Annotated in this window: 17 protein-coding genes and 1 pseudogene; 11 read left to right on the forward strand and 7 right to left on the reverse strand. The window is 51.7% G+C overall.

Annotated features, from left to right (window positions below; genetic code table 11):
• Positions 1–75 precede the first annotated feature (75 nt).
• Entirely contained in the window at positions 76–819 is a 744-nt protein-coding gene (locus P9J57_RS12650; protein ID WP_014593467.1) for a GntR family transcriptional regulator, read from the forward strand.
• Here the strand turns inward: P9J57_RS12650 and P9J57_RS12655 are convergent.
• From P9J57_RS12655 to P9J57_RS12665, 3 genes are read right to left on the reverse strand one after another with little or no spacing between them, the layout of a single operon-like run.
• Positions 806–1,786 (reverse strand): PfkB family carbohydrate kinase, encoded by a 981-nt coding sequence (locus P9J57_RS12655; protein WP_116584376.1) that lies wholly within the window; start codon positions 1,784–1,786, stop codon positions 806–808. The genes P9J57_RS12650 and P9J57_RS12655 overlap by 14 nt on opposite strands.
• A complete protein-coding gene (locus P9J57_RS12660; RefSeq protein ID WP_022623587.1) occupies positions 1,779–2,795 on the reverse strand; it encodes an ADP-ribosylglycohydrolase family protein in 1,017 nt (338 codons plus the stop codon). The genes P9J57_RS12655 and P9J57_RS12660 overlap by 8 nt, the downstream gene beginning before the upstream one ends.
• A 10-nt stretch (positions 2,796–2,805) precedes the next feature.
• On the reverse strand, positions 2,806–4,080 hold the full coding sequence (locus P9J57_RS12665; protein WP_105080948.1) for a nucleoside permease: 1,275 nt from the start codon (positions 4,078–4,080) through the stop codon (positions 2,806–2,808).
• Positions 4,081–4,875: 795 nt separating this feature from the next.
• Here P9J57_RS12665 and P9J57_RS12670 point away from each other — a divergent pair.
• From P9J57_RS12670 to P9J57_RS12685, 4 genes and pseudogenes are all read left to right on the forward strand, one after another.
• Positions 4,876–6,024 carry an efflux RND transporter periplasmic adaptor subunit gene (locus P9J57_RS12670; RefSeq protein WP_089517440.1) on the forward strand — a complete coding sequence of 383 codons (1,149 nt, stop codon included), beginning with the start codon at positions 4,876–4,878 and terminating at the stop codon, positions 6,022–6,024.
• Between the two features lies 1 nt (position 6,025).
• Positions 6,026–9,187, forward strand: coding sequence for an efflux RND transporter permease subunit (locus P9J57_RS12675; RefSeq protein WP_116219662.1), 3,162 nt, complete (start codon positions 6,026–6,028; stop codon positions 9,185–9,187).
• Positions 9,187–10,626: pseudogene (locus tag P9J57_RS12680) on the forward strand (efflux transporter outer membrane subunit). Before P9J57_RS12675 ends, P9J57_RS12680 begins: the two are co-directional and overlap by 1 nt.
• Positions 10,627–10,843: 217 nt before the next feature.
• Positions 10,844–11,422: a TetR/AcrR family transcriptional regulator gene (locus tag P9J57_RS12685; protein ID WP_014606105.1), complete on the forward strand. Its 579-nt coding sequence runs from the start codon at positions 10,844–10,846 to the stop codon at positions 11,420–11,422.
• 4 nt (positions 11,423–11,426) lie between these two features.
• Here the strand turns inward: P9J57_RS12685 and P9J57_RS12690 are convergent, their stop codons facing one another.
• The 3 genes from P9J57_RS12690 to P9J57_RS12700 form a co-directional block, all read right to left on the reverse strand.
• On the reverse strand, positions 11,427–11,990 hold the full coding sequence (locus P9J57_RS12690) for a TetR/AcrR family transcriptional regulator (RefSeq protein ID WP_022623594.1): 564 nt from the start codon (positions 11,988–11,990) through the stop codon (positions 11,427–11,429).
• A 168-nt stretch (positions 11,991–12,158) separates the two neighbouring features.
• Positions 12,159–13,361 carry an FAD-dependent oxidoreductase gene (locus tag P9J57_RS12695; protein ID WP_116197378.1) on the reverse strand — a complete coding sequence of 401 codons (1,203 nt, stop codon included), beginning with the start codon at positions 13,359–13,361 and terminating at the stop codon, positions 12,159–12,161.
• A gap of 122 nt (positions 13,362–13,483) precedes the next feature.
• Entirely contained in the window at positions 13,484–13,747 is a 264-nt protein-coding gene (locus P9J57_RS12700) for a hypothetical protein (RefSeq protein ID WP_019105685.1), read from the reverse strand.
• Positions 13,748–14,403: 656 nt separating this feature from the next.
• Here P9J57_RS12700 and P9J57_RS12705 point away from each other — a divergent pair.
• The 6 genes from P9J57_RS12705 to P9J57_RS12730 are packed head-to-tail and all read left to right on the forward strand — an operon-like array spanning position 14,404 to position 21,169.
• Positions 14,404–15,225 carry a hypothetical protein gene (locus P9J57_RS12705; RefSeq protein WP_483279245.1) on the forward strand — a complete coding sequence of 274 codons (822 nt, stop codon included), beginning with the start codon at positions 14,404–14,406 and terminating at the stop codon, positions 15,223–15,225.
• A 21-nt stretch (positions 15,226–15,246) separates the two neighbouring features.
• Positions 15,247–15,789 carry a fimbrial protein gene (locus tag P9J57_RS12710; RefSeq protein WP_483279246.1) on the forward strand — a complete coding sequence of 181 codons (543 nt, stop codon included), beginning with the start codon at positions 15,247–15,249 and terminating at the stop codon, positions 15,787–15,789.
• 58 nt (positions 15,790–15,847) lie between these two features.
• Positions 15,848–16,609, forward strand: a complete 762-nt coding sequence (locus P9J57_RS12715) for a fimbria/pilus periplasmic chaperone (protein WP_116584373.1) — start codon at positions 15,848–15,850, stop codon at positions 16,607–16,609.
• Entirely contained in the window at positions 16,581–19,142 is a 2,562-nt protein-coding gene (locus P9J57_RS12720) for a fimbrial outer membrane usher protein (RefSeq protein ID WP_483279247.1), read from the forward strand. The genes P9J57_RS12715 and P9J57_RS12720 overlap by 29 nt, the downstream gene beginning before the upstream one ends.
• A 37-nt stretch (positions 19,143–19,179) precedes the next feature.
• Entirely contained in the window at positions 19,180–20,475 is a 1,296-nt protein-coding gene (stbD, locus tag P9J57_RS12725; protein ID WP_483279507.1) for a fimbrial usher protein StbD, read from the forward strand.
• A 22-nt stretch (positions 20,476–20,497) separates the two neighbouring features.
• Positions 20,498–21,169: a fimbrial assembly chaperone gene (locus P9J57_RS12730; protein ID WP_232285094.1), complete on the forward strand. Its 672-nt coding sequence runs from the start codon at positions 20,498–20,500 to the stop codon at positions 21,167–21,169.
• 502 nt (positions 21,170–21,671) lie between these two features.
• Here P9J57_RS12730 and P9J57_RS12735 read toward each other — a convergent pair.
• Positions 21,672–22,751 (reverse strand): glycosyltransferase family 9 protein, encoded by a 1,080-nt coding sequence (locus P9J57_RS12735; RefSeq protein ID WP_019105691.1) that lies wholly within the window; start codon positions 22,749–22,751, stop codon positions 21,672–21,674.
• Between the last annotated feature and the right edge of the window lie 303 nt (positions 22,752–23,054).

A 23,054-nucleotide genomic window follows, 5' to 3' on the forward strand; every position in this document is an offset into this window, starting at 1 on the left:
TGCAAAAGCAGTACGGCGATAAGAGAGATAGTATAGAATTCCAGCAGATAAGGTTATGTATCCCAGACGAGAATAATGACATCACAGCATAATGCCCTTTTCAGTCATCTGAGCAGCGTGCTCAGCGCCGAGAGCAAAACCCCGCTCTATAAACGTTTCGTGCAGGTGATTAAAGACGCCGTGCGCGACGGCGTGCTGCGTCACGAAGAGGTGTTGCCCAGCGAGCGCGAATTTTCTCACTCTCTGGGGATTTCCCGCATCACGGTGCGTAAAGCGATGGATGCGCTCTCTCAGGAAGGGATTGTTCATCGCTCGCGTGGCTATGGCACGCAGATTTGTCGCGCACTGGAATACTCACTGAAAGAGCCGCAGGGATTTTCACAGCAGGTCGTATTACGGGGTAAAAAGCCCGATACGGAATGGCTGCAAAAACATCGTATCCGTTGCGAAGATGACATTGCGCAGAAGCTGCAGCTGCCCCCGGACAGTGAGGTCTATTTGCTGAAGCGCCTGCGTTATGTCGATCAACAGGCCGTGTCCGTGGAAACGTCCTGGGTGCCGTGCGATTTGATCAACGATGCCAGCGACATCGGTATTTCGCTGTACGACTATTTTCGCCGCCACCAGATCCAGCCGGTGAAAACGCAAAGTCGCGTCAGTGCGCAAATGCCGGATGCGGAATTACAGCGCCTCATTGCCCTGCCCGAGCGGATTCCCGTACTGGTGATTAAGCAGTTGGCGCTGGATGCGCGCGATCGTCCTCTGGAATACAGCATCAGCTACTGTCGCAGTGATTTGTACGTGTTTATTGCCGAGTAAGGCACTGCTGCCAGTGGCGAATCAGCGCTGCACGGTCGGGGGCGGTATCGCCTCCACGCTGCGTAACCACGAATGATGCGACGGCATTCCCCAGCGCCACTGCGTTATCAAGTGGCCAGCCAGATGCGAGCGCAGCCAGTAATCCTCCCGTGTGGCTGTCACCGGCCCCAATCGTATCGACCACCGCCGTCTTGAATGCTGCGATCCAGCCGTACTGTCCGTGATGGCTGAAGCCTGCGCCTTCGCTATCCAGCCTGACCACCAGCGGGCTGGCAAAATGTTTTGCCCACTGGGTAATCAGCGCCTGCGCGTTAAAAGACCCGTCCTGCTGCAAACGCTGGTGCCAGACGTGTTCGGCTTCCTGGCGATTAAGCGTAATCAACGGCTGCAGCGCCATCACGCGCTGCCAGTGATCCGGCGCGATCGCAGGCAGACGCGGCCCAAAATCGATTGCCAGCCGCGGCCTGTTTGCCAGCCCTTCCAGCCAGGACAGCAGTGTTTCCGCATTCTTGCCGATGAGCTGATAACCCGACAGATACAGCCAGCCTTCTGCGTGAAGCGGAACAGAGGCCAGCATCGCCTCATCCCACTGGTTCTCCACCCCGGCCACCGACAGGAACGTGCGTTCTCCGTCGGGTTCAACCAGCGCCAGGCACCAGCCATTGTCGCCCTTGTGGGTTTCCGTGACGCTGGTCAGGCCACAGGCCGCAAGCTTTTGCCGGAGTAGCTCAGCCCAGACGCCCTGGCCGAGCGGTAACGCAGAAACGGCATCCATACCTAAGCGGTGCAGCGCCAGCGCCACGTTCAACGCACAGCCTCCCACGCTGATACTTTGCTGCTGCAGCGCGCTGTCGCCGCCGCGCTGGGGAAGCTGCTCGGCGCGGGCGATGACATCCACGACGGCGGCGCCCAGTACGACGATCGGGGCCCGGTTGCCTAATGTTGCCACGCTCTGGGAATCAACCATGCGCCGCCTCCCGCTTGAGGCGAAAAGCGGTAAACGCCCGGCCGTAGCTTTCAAAGTCCAGTTTATTTACGCTATCCAGCTGCTGTCGGAGCGCAGGGTCAATGGCATCAATACCGTTAAGCGCACCACAAATGGCAACCGCCATCGCACCAATGGTGTCCGTGTCGCCGCCCAGATTGGCGCAAAGAATGGCGCAGCGGTTGGGATCGGTTCCTGCCAGTTCAACCATCGCGATGGCGGCGGGCACGGACTCGATGGTGCTGGTGCCTGTTCCCACCAGGGCATAGATGTTCTCCATAGTGGATTCAACACCGCGCCCCTGTTCAACGACCGAAAACGCCAGCTCAAGGCGCGCAGACATGGCCGCACTAAAGGTGGTTATCTGCCGCTCCTGCGCCGCACGCGCGACCGCAGGCAGCGCGTCACGAATCTGTCTCCAGCCTGCGCCCTCTATCGCCCGGGAAACGGCCCAGGCAATCACGGTTGCCCCGGCAATCGCGACGTCGGCCTTGTGGGTGGGGCTGGAAGCCAACGCAACCGCATCAATAAAACCGTGCAAATCTCGCGCGGGTAACAGGCAGCCCAGCGGGGCAATACGCATCGCCGCCCCATTAGTCAGGCCGTTGTTTTCCAGCGCGCTGATCGGCTGGCCGGCCTGTAATGCGCGCAGCGCGATTTTTGATGTGGGCCCCAGAACATTTTTATTAAACGCGTCAAACCCTTCTGCCCAGCGCAGGATGTTAAGACCAATGGTTTCAGCGACGATCTCTCCGTCATGACGGATGATGGCATCGGCCAGCGCCAGCGCCATCGATGTATCGTCAGTGAACTCGGCGCGGCCGAAATAGCAGGCGGCGTTATTCTCTGCCGGGCCGGGCAGGAAACGATCAATCCAGCCAAAATGTGCTTTTACGCGGCTTCGCGGCCAGAGTTCTGACGGCATGCCCATGGCATCGCCAAGCGCCTGACCATAAAACGCGCCGGTGATCCTTTGTTGTACGGTAATCATCTTCTCTTCCTTATTTTTGGCTTTCCGTCGCGGCGGCAGGCTCAACCACGTTAAGCTCATCGCTGCGTTTTTTCGTATCGCGGAACAGCAGAATAAACGCCACGGTAATCAATATGATCATCACGCTGCCAAACAGCCACATTCCCGCCCAGTTGAACGTCAGGCCGTTGCGCGGTTGACCATAGGCAAACATCTCCTGCATCAGATAGCCCCCCAGGCGATAACCTAACAGGCTGCCGATTCCCTGACAGGCCAGGGTAATTAATCCCTGCGCCGCATTGCGCATGCTCACAGGGGATTTTTTATCGACGTAGATGTAGGCAGTAATAAAGTAAAAGTCATAGCTGACGCCGTGCAGCAGAATGCCCATAAATAACAGGCCATAGGTGAGCAGGTTCTGATCGCTGCCAAAAACAAAAAACAGATAACGCAGCGCGGCCGTCACCAGGCCGAGCAGCAAGACCTTGCCGATACCAAAACGTTTGATAAAGAACGGCAGCGCCAGTAAAAACAGAATTTCGGACATCTGCCCTAACGTCATCCAGCCCGTGGCGTGCGCCAGGCCCACTTCGGTCAGGAAGCCCTCGGCAAAGATGTAATAGAACGCCAGCGGCATACTGAACAGGAAGGAACAGACAAAAAAGACCAGGAAGCTGCGATCTTTTAACAGATGCAGGGCATCCAGGCCCAGCGCGGTTCGCACACTAAAGGCGCCGGTACTTTTAGGCTCCGTGGCGGGCAGCATAAAGGCGAATATACCCAGCAGCAGCGAGCTGGCGGCGGTAATCAGCAGCGGCACATTGCTGGCGGAGATATCGCCAAAGCCCAGTAACGACGGCAGAAAACCGCAGACGATACCGGATGCGATCCAGCCAAGCGTGCCCAGCACGCGGATGCGCGGATAATCACGCTCCACGTCTGCTACATGCGAAAACGCAATGCTGTTGGTGAGGGCAATCGTGGGCATATAGGTCAGCGCATACAGCAGCAACAGGGGAAAGAAACCGCTGAAGTGCGTTTGCTGCGCCGCGAAGTACATCAGCCCGGCGCCCACGATCATCAGCACACCCAGCACTTTCTGGGCCTGAAAAAAGCGGTCTGCCAGCGATCCCACCAGAATGGGCGACAGAATGGCGGCGATGGAGGTGCAGGCATAGCACCACGCAATCTCGACGGGCGTGAAACCATTTTTGCTAAGGAAGGCCCAGAGCGGGACAAACCACGCGCCCCAGATAAACCATTCCACAAACATCATCAATGACAGGCTGACCGTTTTCGTTTTCATTATGGTGTGTTCCCCGGTGTTGGTAAGGCCAATCTAACACCACAAACATAACCTTTATAATACCTTTGGGTGGAATTTTGAGCTACCTCCCATTCTCGGTGAGAACGGTTTTATGCGCGCCACGGGAAACGGTGGCGTCTTCTGTCTGGTCTCACCCGACCGCCGGATGCGAGACGTTGAGCACTTAATGCTCTGGAAAGGCAGCGCGTCTTTGCAGGCGGTTCGGGCTTACAAACACGCCACCGGCCGTAGGCTTTGGGCTTTGGGCTTTGGGCTTTGGGCTTTGGGCTTTGGGCTTTGGGCTTTGGGCTTTGGGCTTTGGGCTTTGGGCTTCGGGCTTTGGGCTTCGGGCTTCGGGCTTCGGGCTTCGGGCTTCGGGCTTCGGGCTTCGGGCTTCGGGCTTCGGGCTTCGGGCTTCGGGCTTCGGGCTTCGGGCTTCGGGCCGCAGGCAACCACAATGCGGCCCGCACGGCATCCTCTAACAACGTATGCGGTTCCTGGCCGAGAAAACTCACCCGTTGAGTATTTTCCATTCGGACAGGCCGCTGCCACAAATAACGCATCTCAAGCATTTCATGTAGCGTGGTATGAAATGGAGCCCGCGCAGAAACACGCCACCAGGCTGTAAGGCGGCGGAATTCGCTCGCCTTCAGGCTCATTCTCCAGGCGCGTCTCTGAACAATGCAGCCGCGCTGCTCATTTCTGGACATCCTTCTTTTCGCTTTGCTGACATACAGATTCTTGTGCATTTATTACACTGCGCGCTGAGAATGAACGTTCATTACAGGGTACTTCATGAAAACTTTACAGCGCAGTATGATCGCCGGGCTGGTCGTGATGATCGCGGGCTGCGATCAAAACAGTCCTCCCGCCGATGCCAACATGACCACCGAAGTCGGGGTAAAAACGTTGCAAAGCGCATCGGTGACACTGGACAGCCAGCTTGCCGGGCGCGTCACCGGCAGTATGACGTCTGATGTCAGGCCGCAGGTGGATGGGATCATTCAGAAACGTCTGTTCACCGAAGGCGATGAGGTGAAAGCCGGACAGGTGCTGTATCAGATCGATCCGGCCAGCTATCAGGCCAGCTACGATCAGGCCGTCGCACAACTTAAGAATGCGCAGGCTCTGGTGAAGAGCAGCAAACTGAAAGCCGAACGCTATGCCGCACTGGTGAAAGATAACGGCGTTTCACGTCAGGATGCGGATGATGCGCAGGCAACGTATCAACAGAACGTTGCTTCCGTGGATCAGTACCGTGCTGCCGTCGAAAGTGCGCGCATCAACCTGAATTACACCCAAATCAAAGCGCCGATTAGCGGTCGCATTGGGATTTCATCGGTTACGCCTGGCGCGCTGGTGACCGCCAGCCAGACCACCGCGCTGGCGACGATTCGCGCACTAGATCCTATCTATGTCGATCTCACGCAATCCAGCGTGCAATTGCTCAAACTGAGACGCCAACAGGCGTCACTGCAGCAGAACAAAGATGGCGTGCCCGTGACGGTGAAACTGGAAGATGGTACGACCTACGATCATCCCGGCAAGCTGGAACTGACCGAGGTGTCGGTGGATGAGGCGACGGGCACTGTGACGCTGCGTGCGATTTTCCCCAATCCCCAACATGAACTGTTGCCGGGTATGTACGTGCGCGCCAGCGTCACCAACGGCGTGAAAAGCGATGCCATTTTGGCGCCTCAGCAAGGCATCACCCGTGATGCGAAAGGCAATGCTACCGCGCTGGTGGTCGATAAAGAGAACAAAGTCGAAAGTCGCGACGTAGTGACCGACCGCGTAATGGGCAATAACTGGCTGATTACTTCCGGCCTCAACCAGGGTGACAAGCTGATTGTTGAAGGCACCGCAAAAGTTCAGGCGGGCATGCAGGTGAAAGCGGTAGACGTCTCTTCGGGCGATAACGCTCCGACCAGCGAGGGTCACTGATATGTTGGCGCAGTTCTTTATCCGTCGGCCGGTCTTTGCCTGGGTGATCGCCCTTTGCATCATGCTGTTCGGTATCCTGAGTATTCGCAGCCTGCCCGTGGCGCAGTATCCCGATGTGGCACCGCCACAAATCAGTATTCAGGCCACCTATACGGGCGCATCGGCGGAAACGCTGGAAAGCAGCGTGACCCAGGTTATTGAGCAACAGCTCACCGGACTGGATGGACTGCTCTATTTCAGTTCGACCAGTACCGCATCCACCGGCCAGGTGAAAATCAATGTCACGTTTAAACAGGGCACCGATCCCGATATTGCTCAGGTCCAGGTGCAGAATAAGGTGCAGCAGGCCGAGAGCCGCTTGCCGAGCGCCGTGACCTCACAGGGCGTGACCGTGCAGAAAGCCCAGAGCGACTTTCTGCTGATTTTGGCGGTGTACGATAAAAGCAACAAAAGCAGCGCTTCCGATGTCGCCGACTATATGGTCAGCAACATGGAAGACACGCTGGCGCGCGTGACAGGCGTCGGTAACGTACAGGTTTTTGGCGCCGAGTACGCGATGCGTATCTGGCTCGATCCCAGCAAGCTGGCGTCGTATTCGCTGATGCCTTCTGATGTCACCACCGCTCTCGAGAGTCAAAATACCCAGGTGTCTTCCGGGCAGCTGGGCGCGCAACCGTCCAGCAACACGCAACAACTGGTGGCGACGGTACGTTCGCGTTCACGCCTGCAAACCCCTGAGCAGTTCCGCAACATTGTGCTGAAAAGCCAGGCCGATGGTTCTGTGGTCCGTCTGAGCGATGTCGCACGCGTAGAAATGGGCGATGAAGACTACAGTGCCAATGTCATGGCGAACGGCCATCCGGCATCCGGTATGGCTATCCAACTGGCATCTGGCGCTAATGCACTCTCCACCGCCGAAAAGGTGAAATCCACCATTGACGAATTCCGGAGCAGCATGCCGGCGGGCTATGAAATAGCCTATCCGCTCGACAGCACTGACTTCGTTAAAATCTCGATTGAAGAAGTGGTGAAAACGCTGGTCGAAGCGGTCATTTTAGTGGTGATTGTGATGTTTGTGTTCCTGCAAAACATCCGCACCACGCTGATTCCCACGATTGCAGTTCCGGTCGTTCTCCTGGGCACCTTTGGTGTGCTGTCTTTCTTTGGTTATTCGATTAACACGCTTACCATGTTCGGCATGGTGCTCGCCATTGGCTTGCTCGTCGATGATGCCATCGTCGTGGTTGAAAACGTCGAACGCGTGATGCGCGAAGAGGGATTACCCCCGCGAGAAGCAACCGAGAAATCGATGAGGGAGATTACTGGTGCGTTGGTTGGCATCGCGCTGGTGCTCTCTGCCGTGTTCCTGCCGATGACCTTCTTTAGCGGTTCAACAGGCGTGATTTACCGTCAGTTCTCTATCACCATCGTCTCTTCCATGGTGCTGTCGGTGATTGTGGCGCTGACGCTGACGCCCGCCCTCTGTGCCACCTTGCTTAAACCGCACAATCACGACAGCGGTCGCAACGGTTTCTTTGGCTGGTTTAACCAGCGCTATGAAAACGTGCAGGCACGCTATCAACGTGGCGTCGGGAAGGTCATGCACCGTTCCGTGCGCTATCTGCTGCTGTACGGCGTGCTGTTGATCGGCTGTGCCGTACTCTATATGCGCCTGCCAACCGGCTTTCTGCCGACCGAAGATCAGGGTTACATCATGGTGCAGTATCAGTTGGCACCGGGCGCGACGGAAAATCGCACCCGTGAAGTCCGTCGTCAGGTCCAGCAGTATTTCGCCACCCAAGAGAAAGATAACGTTAACGTTAGCATGCTGGTAGACGGCTTCAGTTTTGCCGGTAACGGACAGAATGCGGGGGTCGGCTTTATCTCGCTTAAAAACTGGCGTGACCGTAAAGGCAGTGAGAACAGTGCTGATGCGATTGCAGGCCGCGCCATGGCGGCGCTGTCGCGGATTCGTGATGCCCAGATCTTTGTGCTGTCGCCGCCCGCCGTCTCCGGGCTGGGTCAATCCAACGGCTTCACGTTTGAGCTGCAAGCGCGTGGTGCTACCGCACGCGATCAACTGCTGAAAATGCGCGATCAGCTGATTGCAAAAGCGAATCAGGATAAGGATCTCAGCGCTGTACGTGCCAACTCGCTGCCGGACCTGCCGCAGCTGGATGTCAGTATCGATGATGCGAAAGCACAGTCACTGGGCCTGACCATCAGCGACATCAATAATACGCTCAGCGCAGCCATTGGCGGCAGTTATGTCAATGACTTCTCCGACCGCGGCCGCGTGAAGAAAGTCTATATGCAGGGCGATCAATCGTTCCGCAGCAAGCCAGAGGATATTGATCAATGGTATGTCCGCGGAACAGACAGCAGCAATAACACCACCATGGTGCCCTTCTCGTCCTTTGCCTCGTCGAAATGGTCCTATGGTCCGGATGTGCTTTCACGTTACAACGGCCTGGCATCCTATGAAATTCAGGGATCGGCCGCCGAAGGGAAAAGCTCCGGGGATGCCATCACCGCAATGGAAAAACTTGCGGCGACCTTGCCTGCGGGCACCACCTTCGCCTGGAGTGGGCTCTCTTATCAGGAAAAACTTTCCGGTAATCAGGCGCTGTCGCTGTATGGCATTTCACTGGTTGTGGTGTTCCTGTGCCTGGCCGCCCTGTATGAGAGCTGGGCAGTGCCGCTTTCGGTGATGTTGGTGGTGCCGTTGGGCGTCATCGGCTCACTACTGGCGATTACGCTGCGTGGCCTGGAAAATGACGTTTACTTTCAGGTTGCGCTGCTCACGATCATCGGACTTTCCTCGAAGAATGCCATTCTGATTGTGGAGTTCGCTGAAGAGCACTACCGCAAGGGCGAGAGCCTGATAAACGCGGCGGTTCATGCGGCGACGATGCGCTTGCGTCCCATCATCATGACCTCACTGGCCTTTACCGCAGGCGTACTGCCGCTGGCGATCTCCACGGGCGCGGGGGCCAACAGCCGTATCGCCATCGGTACCGGTATTATTGGCGGCACCTTAACCGCCACCCTGCTGGCTATTTTCTTTGTACCGCTGTTTTTTGTGCTGGTCCGCCGGGTCTTTCCGGCACAGCCGCATGACACGGTCCGGTCAACCGACTCAGCAGCGAAGGTGAAGGAATAATGACCATGACTGCAAAACTTTTCACCGTGTTTTTACCCTGCTTCCTTGCGGGCTGCGTGTCGCTGGATCCGCATTATGATCGTCCTGTGGATGCCGTGAAGGCGACAAACCCGACCGGGGAAGCCTACCCTAACCTGCAAGGGACTGCCGTCAATTATCGCGCTATCCGTTGGCAGGATTATGTGCTGAACAGCCAACTCAATCAGGTTGTCGGCATGGCGTTGGACAGTAGCCGCGACTTACGTGAAGCGGTGGCGAGTGTAAAATCCGCGCATGCGCAATACGCTGAGCAACGTGCCGATCTCTTCCCGTCATTGAGCGCCGGCGTCAGCGGGACGCGCTCACGTGCCCTGACGGGCGAAGGCAATCAAACGGCGCTGGGCAATTCTTACTCTGCCGAAGGCAGTGTCAGCGCATTTGAACTGGATTTATTTGGTAAGAATCAAAGCCTGTCGCGCCAGCAGTATGAAACCTACCTTGGTACGCTGGAGGGCGCGCGGAGTACGCGCCTGACGGTGCTGTATAACACCATTGATTACTGGCTTCAGTTGGCGGCGGATCGCAGCAATCTGGCCATTGCGAAAGAGACAGCTGAGAGTGCGCGGCAGTCACTGGACGTGACGCGCAAGCGCATGCAAAACGGTGTGGATTCGATGGTTGATGTGGCGTCTGCGGAAACCACCTATCAGTCTGCGCAGGCGGATGTGGCCAGCTATACTACCAGCGTGGCGCAGGATAAGAATGCGCTGGATCTGGTTGTTGGAAAACCTGTACCCGATACGTTGTTGCCGCAAAATCTTGAATCGATTGGCCATGCGTTGCGCGATGTGCCCGCAGGGATATCGTCGGATGTCCTCAATAATCGTCCAGATGTCTTGCAGGCTGAGCACAACCTGAAGGCGGCGAATGCCAACATCGGGGCAGCGCGGGCCAATTTCTTCCCCAGCATTTCACTGACCGCCAGCGGTGGCGTTGGCAGTGCCGATCTCGCCTCGCTGTTCAAAAACGGCGTGGGAATTTGGTCGTTTTCCCCCAGTATCTCGCTGCCTGTCTTCAAGGGCGGCTACAACGTGGCCTACCTGAATTACACCAAAGCGCAGAAGGAGTAATACGTGGCGGCGTACGAAAAGTCGGTGCAGACCGCTTTCCGCGAAGTCGCGGATGCCCTGGCGCGGCGCGGCACCATCAACGATCAATTGACCAGCCAGCGTAACAATGTGGCAGCCTCACAGATTTACGCGCATCTGGCCGATCTGCGTTATCAAAGCGGCGTGGATACCTGGCTGAATGCGTTAACCGCCCAGCGAACGCTCTACTCCGCCAGAACCCGTCTGGTCAGCGTGGAACAGGCGTACTACCAAAACCTAAATACATTCTACAAGGTGATGGGAGGCGGCTCGGCGCGACAGGCGTCTGAACAAACGGTAGATGTGCGTTGAACGCCCAAATGCGCAGGGATGCGCACCCGACAAACTGCGCGCAATAACATCGCGCGCTGCCCTCAATAGTGGAACAGGGCAAATCCCGATACACGGACATCAGGCCATTCTGTGTCAGAATGTGTGACGGCGATTCCCTCGCCCCGGAGCCTCGCGTACCATGCCAGAATAAGTCAATAAAAAGGGCCGCATATCGGCCTGTATTCAGGAGAGTTTTTTGAGCAAGCCTGATAATGAAACGTTCTTTAAGCAGCGGCAGCAACTGATCATTTCAGCCGCGAAGAACTGCTTCAGCCGTTCCGGTTTTCACGGTGCAAGTATGGCCGATATCAGTCGTGAATCCGGTTTAGGTGCAGGTCAGCTTTATCGCTACTTTAACAGTAAAGAAGTGATTGTCAGTGAAACCATAAAAAGTATCGCAGAAAACTGGCGGACGTTTTTGCTGCATAGTTTGGCGCACGAAACGCACACCGCCAATATTATTGATACCGACTCGCCCTTTTGGCAGAACTGGTCTCCTGAGGACCGGTGTTTATTACTGGAAATGTATTCCGAAGCCTCACGTCATGAATCAGTGCGCTCAATGCTGGCCCGCGAGGAAGCCTTATTGGTCGCAGATCTGGACAGGCTATTCAGGCAGAAAATGCCGACAGAAAGTCCACTCCAGCGCAGCAACCGTATCCAGTTTTTGCTGATGCTGGTGGATGGCGTCGCCTGTCATGCATATGGAGATAAAAATGTGGATCAGCAGGAACTGAGCCGGATCAATGCTGTACTCGACCGTCACCTGTTTTGATGCGTTACTCAGCATCCGGTTGGTGGATGTCATGGCTAACCGCCTCAAAGAACGGCATAAAGCTGTCTTCTGTCTCGCGGCGTTTCATAAAACGGCGAATGATCATGCCGTCTATTGCCAGGGAAACCACATGCAATCGTGCATGGATGATGTTCGCCTCCAGTGCCGGATTGAGCGCCTGTTGCTCAGTAATAAAATTCTCTTTTAAAACCTGCCAGGCATCGTGAAGAATCTGACGAATACGCGCATTACGCGTGGATTCGGATGATATCTCGATGAGCAACACAATGCTTTGTTCGACTTCTGGTGACGCCAAATCTCCCGGCAGATGCGTCACTCTCCCCGCGTTCGCCATTTTCTCGAAGTCGGCTTTCAGTAACACGATCATACGCTGCACCACTTTCGTGACCAGTGCTTCAACGATCGCTTCCTTATTTTTATAATATTTATAAATCAGCCCGATGCTGACATTTGCCTGACTGGCGATACTCTGAATGGAGGTTTGATAAAACCCTTTTTGTCGCATGCAGTATTCGGCTGCATCAAGAATTTCTTCGCTGCGATTCATCAGGATACTCACAAGATAAAAGAAATGACTTTAGTGTCTGTCATTACCAATAGCTATGGCAAGTGGGTAAGGCATTTCACGTCCTGTCGTATTCGGCGTGATGAAACAACCCCCTTTCCTGCGTCCGTTTGCCTGACGGTTGTCTTCCATCAGGCGAACGGGCGTTGCTCAACGAACTGCGCGTGGCTTTTCCATACGAAATCCCATGCCGATGAGTCGGCCAAAAATAAAGCGTAAAAAGGGATATTTACGGATGATGCCGGGCATTTTGCTTTTGCCTTCCCCACCCGGTTTCTTTTTACTGCTCATTTTTATTTGCAGGAACTGCGTCGCAACGGTGGGAAACTGACGGCGCTGCTGTACTTTTTTCAGATCCCTGAACGTGACCTTCCTCTTTAACAAAGGCCGGGTAAGCAGATTCGCCGTGGCCACCGCATCCTGGATGGCAAGATTAACCCCCACTCCGCCAATGGGTGACATCGCATGAGCCGCATCACCGATGCAGAGCACGCCCGGTTTTGCCCACTGATTCAACCTGTCGATACGGATTGACAGCAGTTTGAAACTCTCCCAGCTGTCAATTTCCGCCAGCCGTTCGACGCTAAAAGGGGAGACGGTGGCAATGTTGTGTTTCATCGCGTCAAGCCCACGGGCCTGGATCGCCTCAAACTGCCCTTTTTCAATCGTCAGCCCACACTGCCAGTAATCGCCCCTGTCGATCACGATAACGTTATTTCGCGGGCCAGTGTGGCCCATCCCTGACTGCGGATCCTCTGGCTGTTTGTTCAGGCGAAACCACAAAACGTCGCGTGGTGAGCCAAAATGCTGGCTCACCAGTCCGGCCTGTGCGCGAACGGCAGAGTTGCGCCCGTCTGCCCCCACCACCAGGCGGGAACGTATCTCAACGGGCTGACCCGACTGTAAGGCCAGAACACCCCGAACCTCACCCTCTTCGATGATCAACTGGCTTAACGAGGTGGATTTTAGCAGGGTGAAGCCGGGAAACTGCGCGCTCTGTTCCGCCAGAAAATTCAGGAAATCCCACTGCGGCATGAAGGCGATAAAACGGCACTGCAGCGGCAGGCGCGAGAAATCGGCCATCGTGACCTCCTCGCCCCCCATTTCCGCCTGCAGCTTTTCCGCACGCTGATGAGGAAGTTTCAGCAGATCGTCCAGCAGGCCCAGCTGATGCATGACCTCCAGCGTAGAAGGATGGATCGTGTCACCACGAAAATCGCGGAGAAAATCGGCATGTTTTTCCAGCACGACAACCTGTAAACCGGCGCGGGCCAGTAGATAGCCCAGCATCAAACCGGCCGGGCCGCCGCCGACGATACAGCAGTCAGAGATAACGTGTTCAGTGGATGGCATAGCTTACCCCTCATAATATGCGTGGTAAGTGTATGCCACTGCGGATGATTTAAGTACCGAGGAACGACAGGGATAAGCGTTGTTGTCCCGGCCAGACCAGGTGCACCAGTGCAACAGCGTGGTCATCTGGCGTTCTCTTCTTTTATCTCTACCAGCACCAGCGGACATTTTCTGACCTGGCAGGCGTGATGATAGGCCATGGAGCATACGGAGCAATAATCGGCAGAATCTGACTGATACTCGTACTCCTGAAAATAGCGAAAGCCGCCGCTGTCAGCATCGGCGCGCGCGCTGTAGAAAGCATGGTCAGCAAGCTGCTCGTCCAGCTGCATGAACGTAAGTGCGGAGGGGTTGTGATAACCCACTTTAATGCGATATGTGGTCATAGTGACGAGTATTGCTATGCAAAGCTGCATTAGCCAGACATTTTGGGTGTTGACTGTGATAGTTAAAAATTATCAAAACCGTTGCTGACCTTAGTAAACCTCAGCGTCACTAAACCTTTCCTGCGCAAATCGGCATCGGTCTTTTTTTAAGCATGAGACACCTCTTTTGCCCGCTTGTCTGCACATATTCAGGCGCCCGGCGGGCGTTAAATCCTGTTCAGCCACCCTTTCTCTGAGTGCGTAATCGCCGACATAAAAAAGCCAGGACGCTATATTTATACTATTTAACATCACCGTGATGATTCCCTGTGAAAACGTCGCTGGAAGAAAAAAATAAAATTGTTAAAACACTTAAATAACTATCATCTAACTGCAAAGGTACACTTTAGGATAAATATAACAAATCAACTTTAGCTACTCTACATGTTGCACAATAATGCACCGGAAACTCTACGCAAGGTAAAAAACAGCAGACTCAATTTAACAAAGAATTTTAATAATTTAATGAACATACAGAACAGAGCGTTTAGTTTTGCACAACGATAAACCTTAACTTTTTGATAAATGACGCAGAATTTATCATTTTGTGCTGTTTTTTTATTGATCCTTTTCCCTTGAGGACGGGAATAATCCTGGGCGACCGTAAATATTCTTAAATGGAAACTGTACAAGATAATCATTTAATCATCGTAATTTTAACATTCTCAGGAAGATTACCGCTTAATGACGCATCACAATTGTGCGTAACCGACATCAGAATTTTCTTGGTTAAAGAAGCCGTTCTTTCTTTTAACCCGTTGAAGGAAAAGGAAACCCACTGTTATGATAGGTCAACTTTCTTAACAAGCGGTAGAAATCGGCTGATGAGAAGGATAACCAAAGAGGATGTTCGCTGCTCAAGTTGTAAATATTGTTGCCAACTGACGAGCAATACTCAGGAAGAGATATTACGATGCCCAATTCAAAAGATTGCCGTATGGCCAGGCAATAATCATTTTTTGATAAAAGGCGTTTTGTCGTTGGTCGCCGGACGATACGAAAGCCTGTTCTGCAGAGGATGCATATTTGTTGACTTTTCGATTCATAACCTCCGTTATTTTACCAGCAAAAACTGGATGGATTATCTGCGAGGAACCGGCCTTGCCATTATTATCATCAGCGATCGCCGAATGGAATCTCTGGCGTCATTTTGGCGGAGACAGGAGCCCACGATAAATACTGTGATTTATGCGGACGGTAAAATTGAGGATATTAAAAAAGCGGTTAATGCCTGTTATTACGGATTAAAGGGAGGTGAAAGGAAACGCGTCAACGCTTTGACGCTGGAAGAAGTTAAATTTTTGGACCTTGCCAATTATGGCCATTCGCTGGGTGAAATTTCCAGCGAAATGAAACTTGGCGTTAAGAAGGTTTACATCATTAAAGACGCTGTCAGAAGGAAAACTGGAATCAATCTTAATCAGTTACTTTCCAGTTAATTGATCATAAAGGAAGATAAAATGACTTATCACACCAATAAATTTAGCTTGTCTCTGATTGTGAGTGCCTTTCTGCTGTCAGGATATGCACAAGCAGATTCTGCTAATACCATTAATTTTCAGGGCGAAGTCTCTGATGAAACCTGTTCAGTTGCCATTAACGGCAATGAGAGTTCACCCGTTGTACTGCTTCCTACCGTAAGTAAAGCGGATTTAGATACCAGTGGTAAGACGGCAGGTAAAACTGACTTTATCGTCGGTCTGACAGGCTGCAGCGGTTCAGCGACCACCACCCAAATCTCAACGGTATTCGTGGGCAATAACGTGAGCGCAGCAGGTAACCTGACGAACACCGGGTCGGCTGAAAATGTTGAGATTCAGATGCTGGATACGGCGGGTACGGTAATCAACCTGACGGGGGGCTTTACCGGTAGCGGCGACTTAAGTTTATCCGCGAATGAGACTGAAAAGTCAGCGACCTATGGCGCGCAATACTTTTCAACCGGGGTGGCAACATCCGGTACGGTCGCTGCCTCCATTCAGTATGCCATAACTTACCGTTAGTTCTGTTCGGGTGCGCCACGGTTATTATGGGGCGCACGTTTTTTTTGAGGAATCAAATATGGAAAACCGCTGGCTGGTGTTTGCGCTAAAATTATTTTTCATTACTTTCCTGTTCTTACTTGCAGTAAATAACGCCAGAGCGAACGTGACTATTCTTGGTAGCCGTCTCATTTACCCTGCCAGTGCCAAAACCGTTGATGTGCAGTTAAAAAACAACGGTGATATCCCCTATGTTATTCAGGCCTGGTTTGATAACGGCGATGCCAATTCTCAACCTGAGCAAAGCAGTCAAACGCCCTTTATTGTGACACCACCCGTTTTTCGTATACAGCCCAAGACGGGCCAAATTGCACGAATTATATTCAACGGTAGCCTGCCTCTCCCTCAGGATCGGGAGTCTGTCTTTTGGTTTAACACATTGCAGATCCCCCCTGCGAATCTGAAAAATGAAAATAATCAAAATGCCATGATGGTCATGTTACGAAACCGCCTTAAAATCTTTTACCGTCCTGTTTCAGTGGGAAACCCGAATAACATATTAAAGAATATCTCGCTTAAATTCGTTCACGATAATCATAAAGGGCTGGGCATTGAAATCAATAACCCTCAACCCTGGCATGCTTCATTACTCGACATTTCATTTAAGGTGGCAAATCAAGACCTGCATTCCGATGCTGATATGATTCCGCCTTTTAGCAAAAAAACCTTTTGGTTCAGTGCGGATAAAAAACGTTTACAGGGCGTAAACATTGTCTCCGTTGCTGCAGTTAACGACCAGGGAGCCAGAATAAGTGAAAACTATAAGGTTGAAATTAATTAACTCAAAATTAATTGCATTCACCATTTCGATTTCCTTTTCTCAGCATGCTTACTGCGAAGATTATTATTTTGACTCAAGCCTGTTTAAAGGCTCGGCATTTGGACAGAACATTGAACAATTTAATCAGAACGCCACGCCTGCTGGCAATTATCTGGTCGATATTTATCTCAATAATAAACGGGTTACATCCGGTGTCAAAATCGCGTTTATCCAGTCTGACCTCCAACAGGATGCGGAACCTTGCCTTCCGTCAAAGGTTGTTGCCTTGCTGCAGCTAAAAGTGCCACCCACGCCTGAACCTGAAGAGCAGTGTCATCCACTGGGTTACTGGTCATCAGACAGTCATTGGCAATTTGATCCGGCATCACTGCAATTACAGCTCACGATCCCAAACTCAAGCCTCGATAAGAAGCCGAGAGGTTACATCCCTACATCTGAATGGGAAGAAGGTATTAGTGCAGTATTTTTACGGCACAACACCAATTACACCTGGAACGAAAACCGTACGTCTGATTATCGCTATCAATATTTATGGAGTGGGATCACCGCGGGTACCAATCTGATGAAGTGGCAGTTCCGTCATCAGGGTAATGCGCGCTATCTCAATGACAGTGCAGGCGGCAGTCGATACCGTTACAACACCGTGAAAAGCTGGGTACAACGCCCGCTGGAACAGCTTAACAGCATACTGTCTTTAGGTGACAATGCCACCGACAGTTCCCTGTTTGGCAGCCTGGCTTTTAACGGGATTAAATTGTCTACCGACCCACGGATGTGGCCACAAGGCAGGCGGGGTTATGCCCCTGAAGTCAGGGGCGTGGCAACCTCCAGCGCGCGGGTTGTCATTAAACAACTGGATAAAGTGATCTATGAAACCACAGTGCCACCAGGCCCTTTTGTCATTGATGACTTGTACAACACGCGCAATCAGGGTGACCTCGCTGTTGAGGTCATTGAAGCTAACGGTAAGCGTTCGACCTTTACCGTTCCTTATGCTTCCGTTCCAGACTCTGTGCGCCCGGGCAACTGGCAGTACTCGCTGGCGCTGGGACGGGTTCGCCAATATTACCGTGTCAATAACACCTTTTTTGAGAGCATTCTGCAACGGGGCATCAGTAATCGCCTGACGGCGACGGCGGGTACCAGGCAGGCAAACGATTATCAGGCGTGGCTGTTAGGTGGCGTGCTGGCAACAGAGATCGGCGCACTGGGAATGAACAGCACCTTTTCACATGCGCGGGTTGAACAGAACAAAACAGCGTCAGGCTGGCGCGCGGAGATCAACTACAGCAAGACGTTTGACACCGGCACCAACCTGGTTCTGGCTGCCTACCGGTATTCAACGAGTGGGTTCCGTGATTTGCAGGATGTTCTGGGCGTGAGACGTCAGCAAGACGCAGGCATTCAGTATTATTCTGATTCATTAAATCAGCGTAACCGTTTGACTGCCACACTGAGTCAGTCCATGGACAGATTCGGTTTGATCAGTTTGAGTGCCAGTACTGCTGATTATTACAATAACCAGTCGCGCATCACGCAATTGCAACTTGGCTATAGCAACACCTGGAAAACTATCAGCTACGGTATCAACATAGGTCGTCAGCGTACGGTCTGGTATAACAACCGCTATGATTCAGGTTTTTCCCTACAGCAGGATGACAGCCGCCAGCAAAAATACACCGAAAATACCTTTTCACTCAACGTATCCATTCCGCTTGACTGGGGTAAAAGCCTCTCGTCAGTCGCTTATAACGTTAACCAGTCCAGTCAAAATCGCAACACATCCCTGTCGCTGTCGGGAACGGCAGGCGATAACCGTGACTTATCTTATTCACTCTACTCTGGCCTCGATCAGAACCGGGATGGGCAGCGCAATCGTGCCCTGAGTTTCGGTGGCAATCTGCAACAAAATACCCGACTGGGTGCGGTACGCGCCAGTTATGGGCAGGCCGAGAGTTATCGCCAGGTCGGATTAGGCTCGTCAGGCACCCTGGTTGTGCATCGCGGTGGGGTGACGGTGGGCCCCTATACCAGTGATACGTTTGCGTTAATAAAAGCCGAGGGCGCGCAAGGCGCGACAGTGCGTAATGGTCAGGGTGCTGTTGTGGATGCGTTCGGCTATGCCATCTTACCTTCTCTGACCTCCTATCGCGAAAACACCGTCAGTCTGGACACACTCAACATGCAGGCTGACGCGGAACTGAGCGGTGGAAGTCAACGCGTGGTGCCTTATGCCGGTGCGGTGGTGCAGGTGCATTTCGCCACGCTCAAAGGCAAAGCGGTCCTCATCAATCTGAAGACAGCCAACGGTGAGATGCCGCCCATGGGCGCTGAGGTCCGTGACGCAGAGAATACGGTAATCGGCGTGGTTGGCCAGGGGGGGCAGCTATATGCGCGCGTGCCTCATGACTCGGGGGTGCTGCGCGTAAGCTGGAATAACAACGGGCCGCAGCGCTGCCGGGTTAATTATCAGATTACCGGCCAGTTTGACAGCCAAATCATCCACCTCGACAGCCTGTGTAGCAAGGAGTGATGCAGTGTCTTTTTATCGATCTTTTTTCTTCATCGCAATGCTGTGCGCAACGCCGCTGCCGCTGCTGGCAAACTGCAGCAAGGTAACGAGCGCATCTTCACTTTCAACGGAGGCGAAGGAGGCAGGTTACACGGCAAGTTCGTGGTCAGGTGCCTGCGATACCTGCTCAGGCAATGTGGGCCTGCCGTCGATCATCAGCATCAACTCGGGTAATACATTTCAACCCTCAGGTACGCTGCTGGCGAGTTCAGTGGGTAATTTTCTGACAGCATCCACTGACAAAGCCTACACGCCGAATCAGATTCTTTATCGGTGCGCGCAGGCCGATGCCGATAAGCTGTATGAAATGTACGCCACTAACGGTGATTCACCTTTTGCCGGGAAAAACAGCACCAGCGAAGTCGACGGTGCTTATTATGACTATGTGAAAAATGTTGCCGTTCGCCTGACTAATCTTGCCACAGGAGAATATTACAGCCGTTACTGGAAGAGCCGTAAACTTACCGCTGATGACTGGTATTCCGATGGACAGTATATTTATATCCCCGCCAGCGCTTTCAGTAATGTGCTTTATGAGATGTTTAAAATTGACTCTACCAGCTATTACGGAAACAGCGCTAATCGTTACGTGGATGGCCATGCACAACCACGGGGATATATCGCTTTTAAAGGGCCAGGGTTAGATACAAATAACCTTGATGAAGGCAAAGACAGTAGCACTGTCTGGAATGGATTTTACAACAACTGGCCTGGCGGCTGGAGCACATATAAAAACGTCACCTATGTCCGCGGTGCAATCTGTGAAGTGAAAGATTACCCTTCCGTCGTATTGCTTCCTACCGTCAGCACCGCCACGCTGGCCGCAGGCGGTAGCAGCCAGGCGCCCTTTTCTGTCGCGCTTCAGTGCGAATCGGGCGCGATTTCCAGCATCAACGCGTCAACCAGCAGCGCAGCGAATGTCGCCATGGGCTTTCTGGTCAATCAACCCAATGCCGTGGCAAAGGCGAACAGCCTTGGCCTGACGACCAGCGGCGGCGGCTTAACCTGGCTACTGGACACCCGGTATGGCAATAGCGACGTTGCGTCAGGAGTGGGAATTAAAATCTACAACAGCAATGGAACAGCCATGAATTTATTACCGGATTTTACCAGCACCGGCTCAGGAAACAGTCGTGGATGGTATGCCTATAAAGACTTAACCTCACTGATTTCCTCAAGTCATGGTGAAACCTATCAAGGAGACTTCACCGCCTCGCTTGAAGCCATTCCCGGACAGATCACTACTGCAGGAACCGTCAATGCTCAGTTACAGGTCGTTGTTAGTTTTCAGTAGATTCATGCTGCTGTCGATGTTTATGCTACCGGGCGTCAATCAGGCCGCCGTGAATATCGATAAAACACGGATTGTTTTTAACGCTGGGGACACTGCACAATCCGTCAACCTGATAAACAAGGCAGAAAGCCCTGCCATTGTGCAAATCTGGACGGATGAAGGTGATATCCATCTGTCGCCCGATAAAAGTAAAACACCTGTGATGGCTATGCCGCCGATATTTAACATGCAGCCCGGCGAAGTCCGTTCGGTGAAACTGATGCTGACCACACGTTCTGCGCTCGCCCCGGATAAAGAAACCTTATACTGGCTAAACCTTTATCAGATACCGGCGATCAAAAAATCCGATGGTCAGAACCCACGGAAGCTGATATTGCCACTGCGCCTGCGTTTGAAAGTGTTCGTACGGCCAACAGGGTTAAGAGCGCCTCAGCCAGAGGATGCAAAGAAGCTGAACTTTATCCTGAAGGGACAAGAGCTAAAAATAACAAATCCAACGCCCTGGTATATGAGCCTGAATGCGAAAGTGGATAATGCTGTGCTGAGGGATATTATGGTGCAACCGCATTCTTATGTTCTGCTTTCCCCTTCCACATCGCTTAATCCTGGCTCCATCGTGTCCTATGAAGTCATTAATCAGAATGGTAATGCTGAGAAGTATCACGGTACGCTTCTCGATACCGTCGTTCACTAGCTGAATGGAGCATATTCGGAACAGTGGATAAAATGCCCTCGCGCTGGAGTGTAGTAAATCTTCAATAAGGCGTTGAACATTGATGCCTCATCAATGATCTTCTGTTCAGACAGTAGAAAATTAACGCTTTCTGCTTTCGGCATTGTGAGAAGATGCAACATGACATATCAGATAACAGAAACAGAAACAGAAACAGAAACAGAAACAGAAACAGAAACAGAAACAGAAACAGAAACAGAAACAGAAACAGAAACAGATAAATTATAAAACACGCAGAGTTAGCAGCCAAAAAAAAATTCAAAACACTATTTTTTCTTAGGCGATATTATATCAGCATTATAAACCCATTATTTCAAGCCAAACAAAAATGAGAAGCCATAGAAAGATTATTTATAAAAATCCATTGAATTTATTTTTTATTTTCATGACGAGCTTACATTAGCTCCATTAAGTAAAAAATCGATAAAAGGAGGACGGCTTACCCCTTCCTCCTGAGATATTTTCAAGACAGATTTCGCGCTACCGCATCATATACATGAGTCCAGTTGATTCCACGCAATCCATTTTTTTCATCATCTGGATGTAAAACCTGATGGATACCTTTGTCTTGAAGGGGCGCGCCACCGTCTATCGTGCTCTGGTTAGGAAACAAGGCAACTGTCGGTGTCTTTACCGCGATAGCAAGATGTAAAGGGCCTGTATCTCCAACAATTAACGTCGTGAAACCACTTATTTTCTCAGCCAGTTGTATCAAATTTGTACTTCCTGCAACGTTGATCACCCTGTCACTTTGCGATTCCATTCCCTCAATGATGCGTTGATTTAGGGCTTTTTCTCCAGGAGCACCGATGAGTTCAATAACCAAATCGCTATACTCATTAATTAATTTACTGATTAACAGTGAGAAAGCAGATTCAGGCCAGCATCTTTCTGTACTGGATGCCCCAGCATGTATGCCAATAACTGTCTTATCATAGCGCTGAGGTTTATAGGGTGCGGGAATAAACATTGATTCAGACTTTACCATAATGCCTACTGATTCAAGCATTTCAGTTTTTTGGCGAATAAAGTGGATATTCCCTTTTTTTCTGTTATCGTAAAACGAAGACAAGCATGTTTTCAGAATAAAGTCTTTTCTGCCCTGATAATCAGTATAATAAACATCTTTAAAAATATAACGAGAACCTGCTAACGAAGCGGTAAGGATATCATAAGGCGTTCGCGAATGAAGGATGAACGTTGCCTCAACCTGATTTTTTCTTAATGATTTTATCAAAGAGAGCATACCTGAAACTTTTCCTCCCCAATATAAAACCTCATCAAAAATATTACTCCCTTCTACCAGGGGATGATTTCTCTTTAAGATGACCAGCGTAATTTTGGCATTTGGCCAGCGTTCTTTTATTGCACGAATAGAAGGCGTGTTAAATAAAAAATCACCCAAGGCCGTATTTGAAATAATAGCAATGCTTTTAAGATTATCATTTTCAGAAAAACGGGCAATTTTTCTTACGCGATAGCCGGTTACTTTCCACATGGAAAGAAATAATTTTGCAGCGAATTGTTTTGTGATTTTACTCATTTAAATTGTCCCGACTCAAGCCTTAACATCCTAAGGGTCTAACCATAAATAGCATTGCCGATGCAATTAATCTGCCAGACGCATCTTATGCACATTAACATTACGCCATCACTCAGGCCACAGTATATATTATAAATTATCCGGGACGAAGAAGCCGTTTACTCTGTTTAGATACACACTATGATGGTGAGACCATGACGCACTGTTCGGGTTCAGTCTTGTTCATTTTTAATCATTTTTCTTCGTTAAAAACAAAACCGTCAATGTCAAACCAATATCATCCTCCGGCCTGCTTCGCCAGAA

It is taken from the genome of Pantoea sp. nfd-35 (assembly GCF_056892255.1).

Excerpts from the sequence above, each read along its gene's own strand:
- P9J57_RS12710 (WP_483279246.1), top strand. The coding sequence starts at position 15,247 with ATGACTTATCACACCAATAAATTTAGCTTGTCTCTGATTGTGAGTGCC.
- stbD (WP_483279507.1), top strand. The coding sequence starts at position 19,180 with ATGCTGTGCGCAACGCCGCTGCCGCTGCTGGCAAACTGCAGCAAGGTA.
- P9J57_RS12650 (WP_014593467.1), top strand. The coding sequence starts at position 76 with ATGACATCACAGCATAATGCCCTTTTCAGTCATCTGAGCAGCGTGCTC.
- P9J57_RS12695 (WP_116197378.1), bottom strand. The coding sequence starts at position 13,361 with ATGCCATCCACTGAACACGTTATCTCTGACTGCTGTATCGTCGGCGGC.
- P9J57_RS12700 (WP_019105685.1), bottom strand. The coding sequence starts at position 13,747 with ATGACCACATATCGCATTAAAGTGGGTTATCACAACCCCTCCGCACTT.
- P9J57_RS12675 (WP_116219662.1), top strand. The coding sequence starts at position 6,026 with ATGTTGGCGCAGTTCTTTATCCGTCGGCCGGTCTTTGCCTGGGTGATC.
- P9J57_RS12705 (WP_483279245.1), top strand. The coding sequence starts at position 14,404 with ATGGAAACTGTACAAGATAATCATTTAATCATCGTAATTTTAACATTC.
- P9J57_RS12735 (WP_019105691.1), bottom strand. The coding sequence starts at position 22,751 with ATGAGTAAAATCACAAAACAATTCGCTGCAAAATTATTTCTTTCCATG.
- P9J57_RS12715 (WP_116584373.1), top strand. The coding sequence starts at position 15,848 with ATGGAAAACCGCTGGCTGGTGTTTGCGCTAAAATTATTTTTCATTACT.
- P9J57_RS12690 (WP_022623594.1), bottom strand. The coding sequence starts at position 11,990 with ATGAATCGCAGCGAAGAAATTCTTGATGCAGCCGAATACTGCATGCGA.
- P9J57_RS12655 (WP_116584376.1), bottom strand. The coding sequence starts at position 1,786 with ATGGTTGATTCCCAGAGCGTGGCAACATTAGGCAACCGGGCCCCGATC.
- P9J57_RS12660 (WP_022623587.1), bottom strand. The coding sequence starts at position 2,795 with ATGATTACCGTACAACAAAGGATCACCGGCGCGTTTTATGGTCAGGCG.
- P9J57_RS12665 (WP_105080948.1), bottom strand. The coding sequence starts at position 4,080 with ATGAAAACGAAAACGGTCAGCCTGTCATTGATGATGTTTGTGGAATGG.
- P9J57_RS12670 (WP_089517440.1), top strand. The coding sequence starts at position 4,876 with ATGAAAACTTTACAGCGCAGTATGATCGCCGGGCTGGTCGTGATGATC.
- P9J57_RS12730 (WP_232285094.1), top strand. The coding sequence starts at position 20,498 with ATGCTACCGGGCGTCAATCAGGCCGCCGTGAATATCGATAAAACACGG.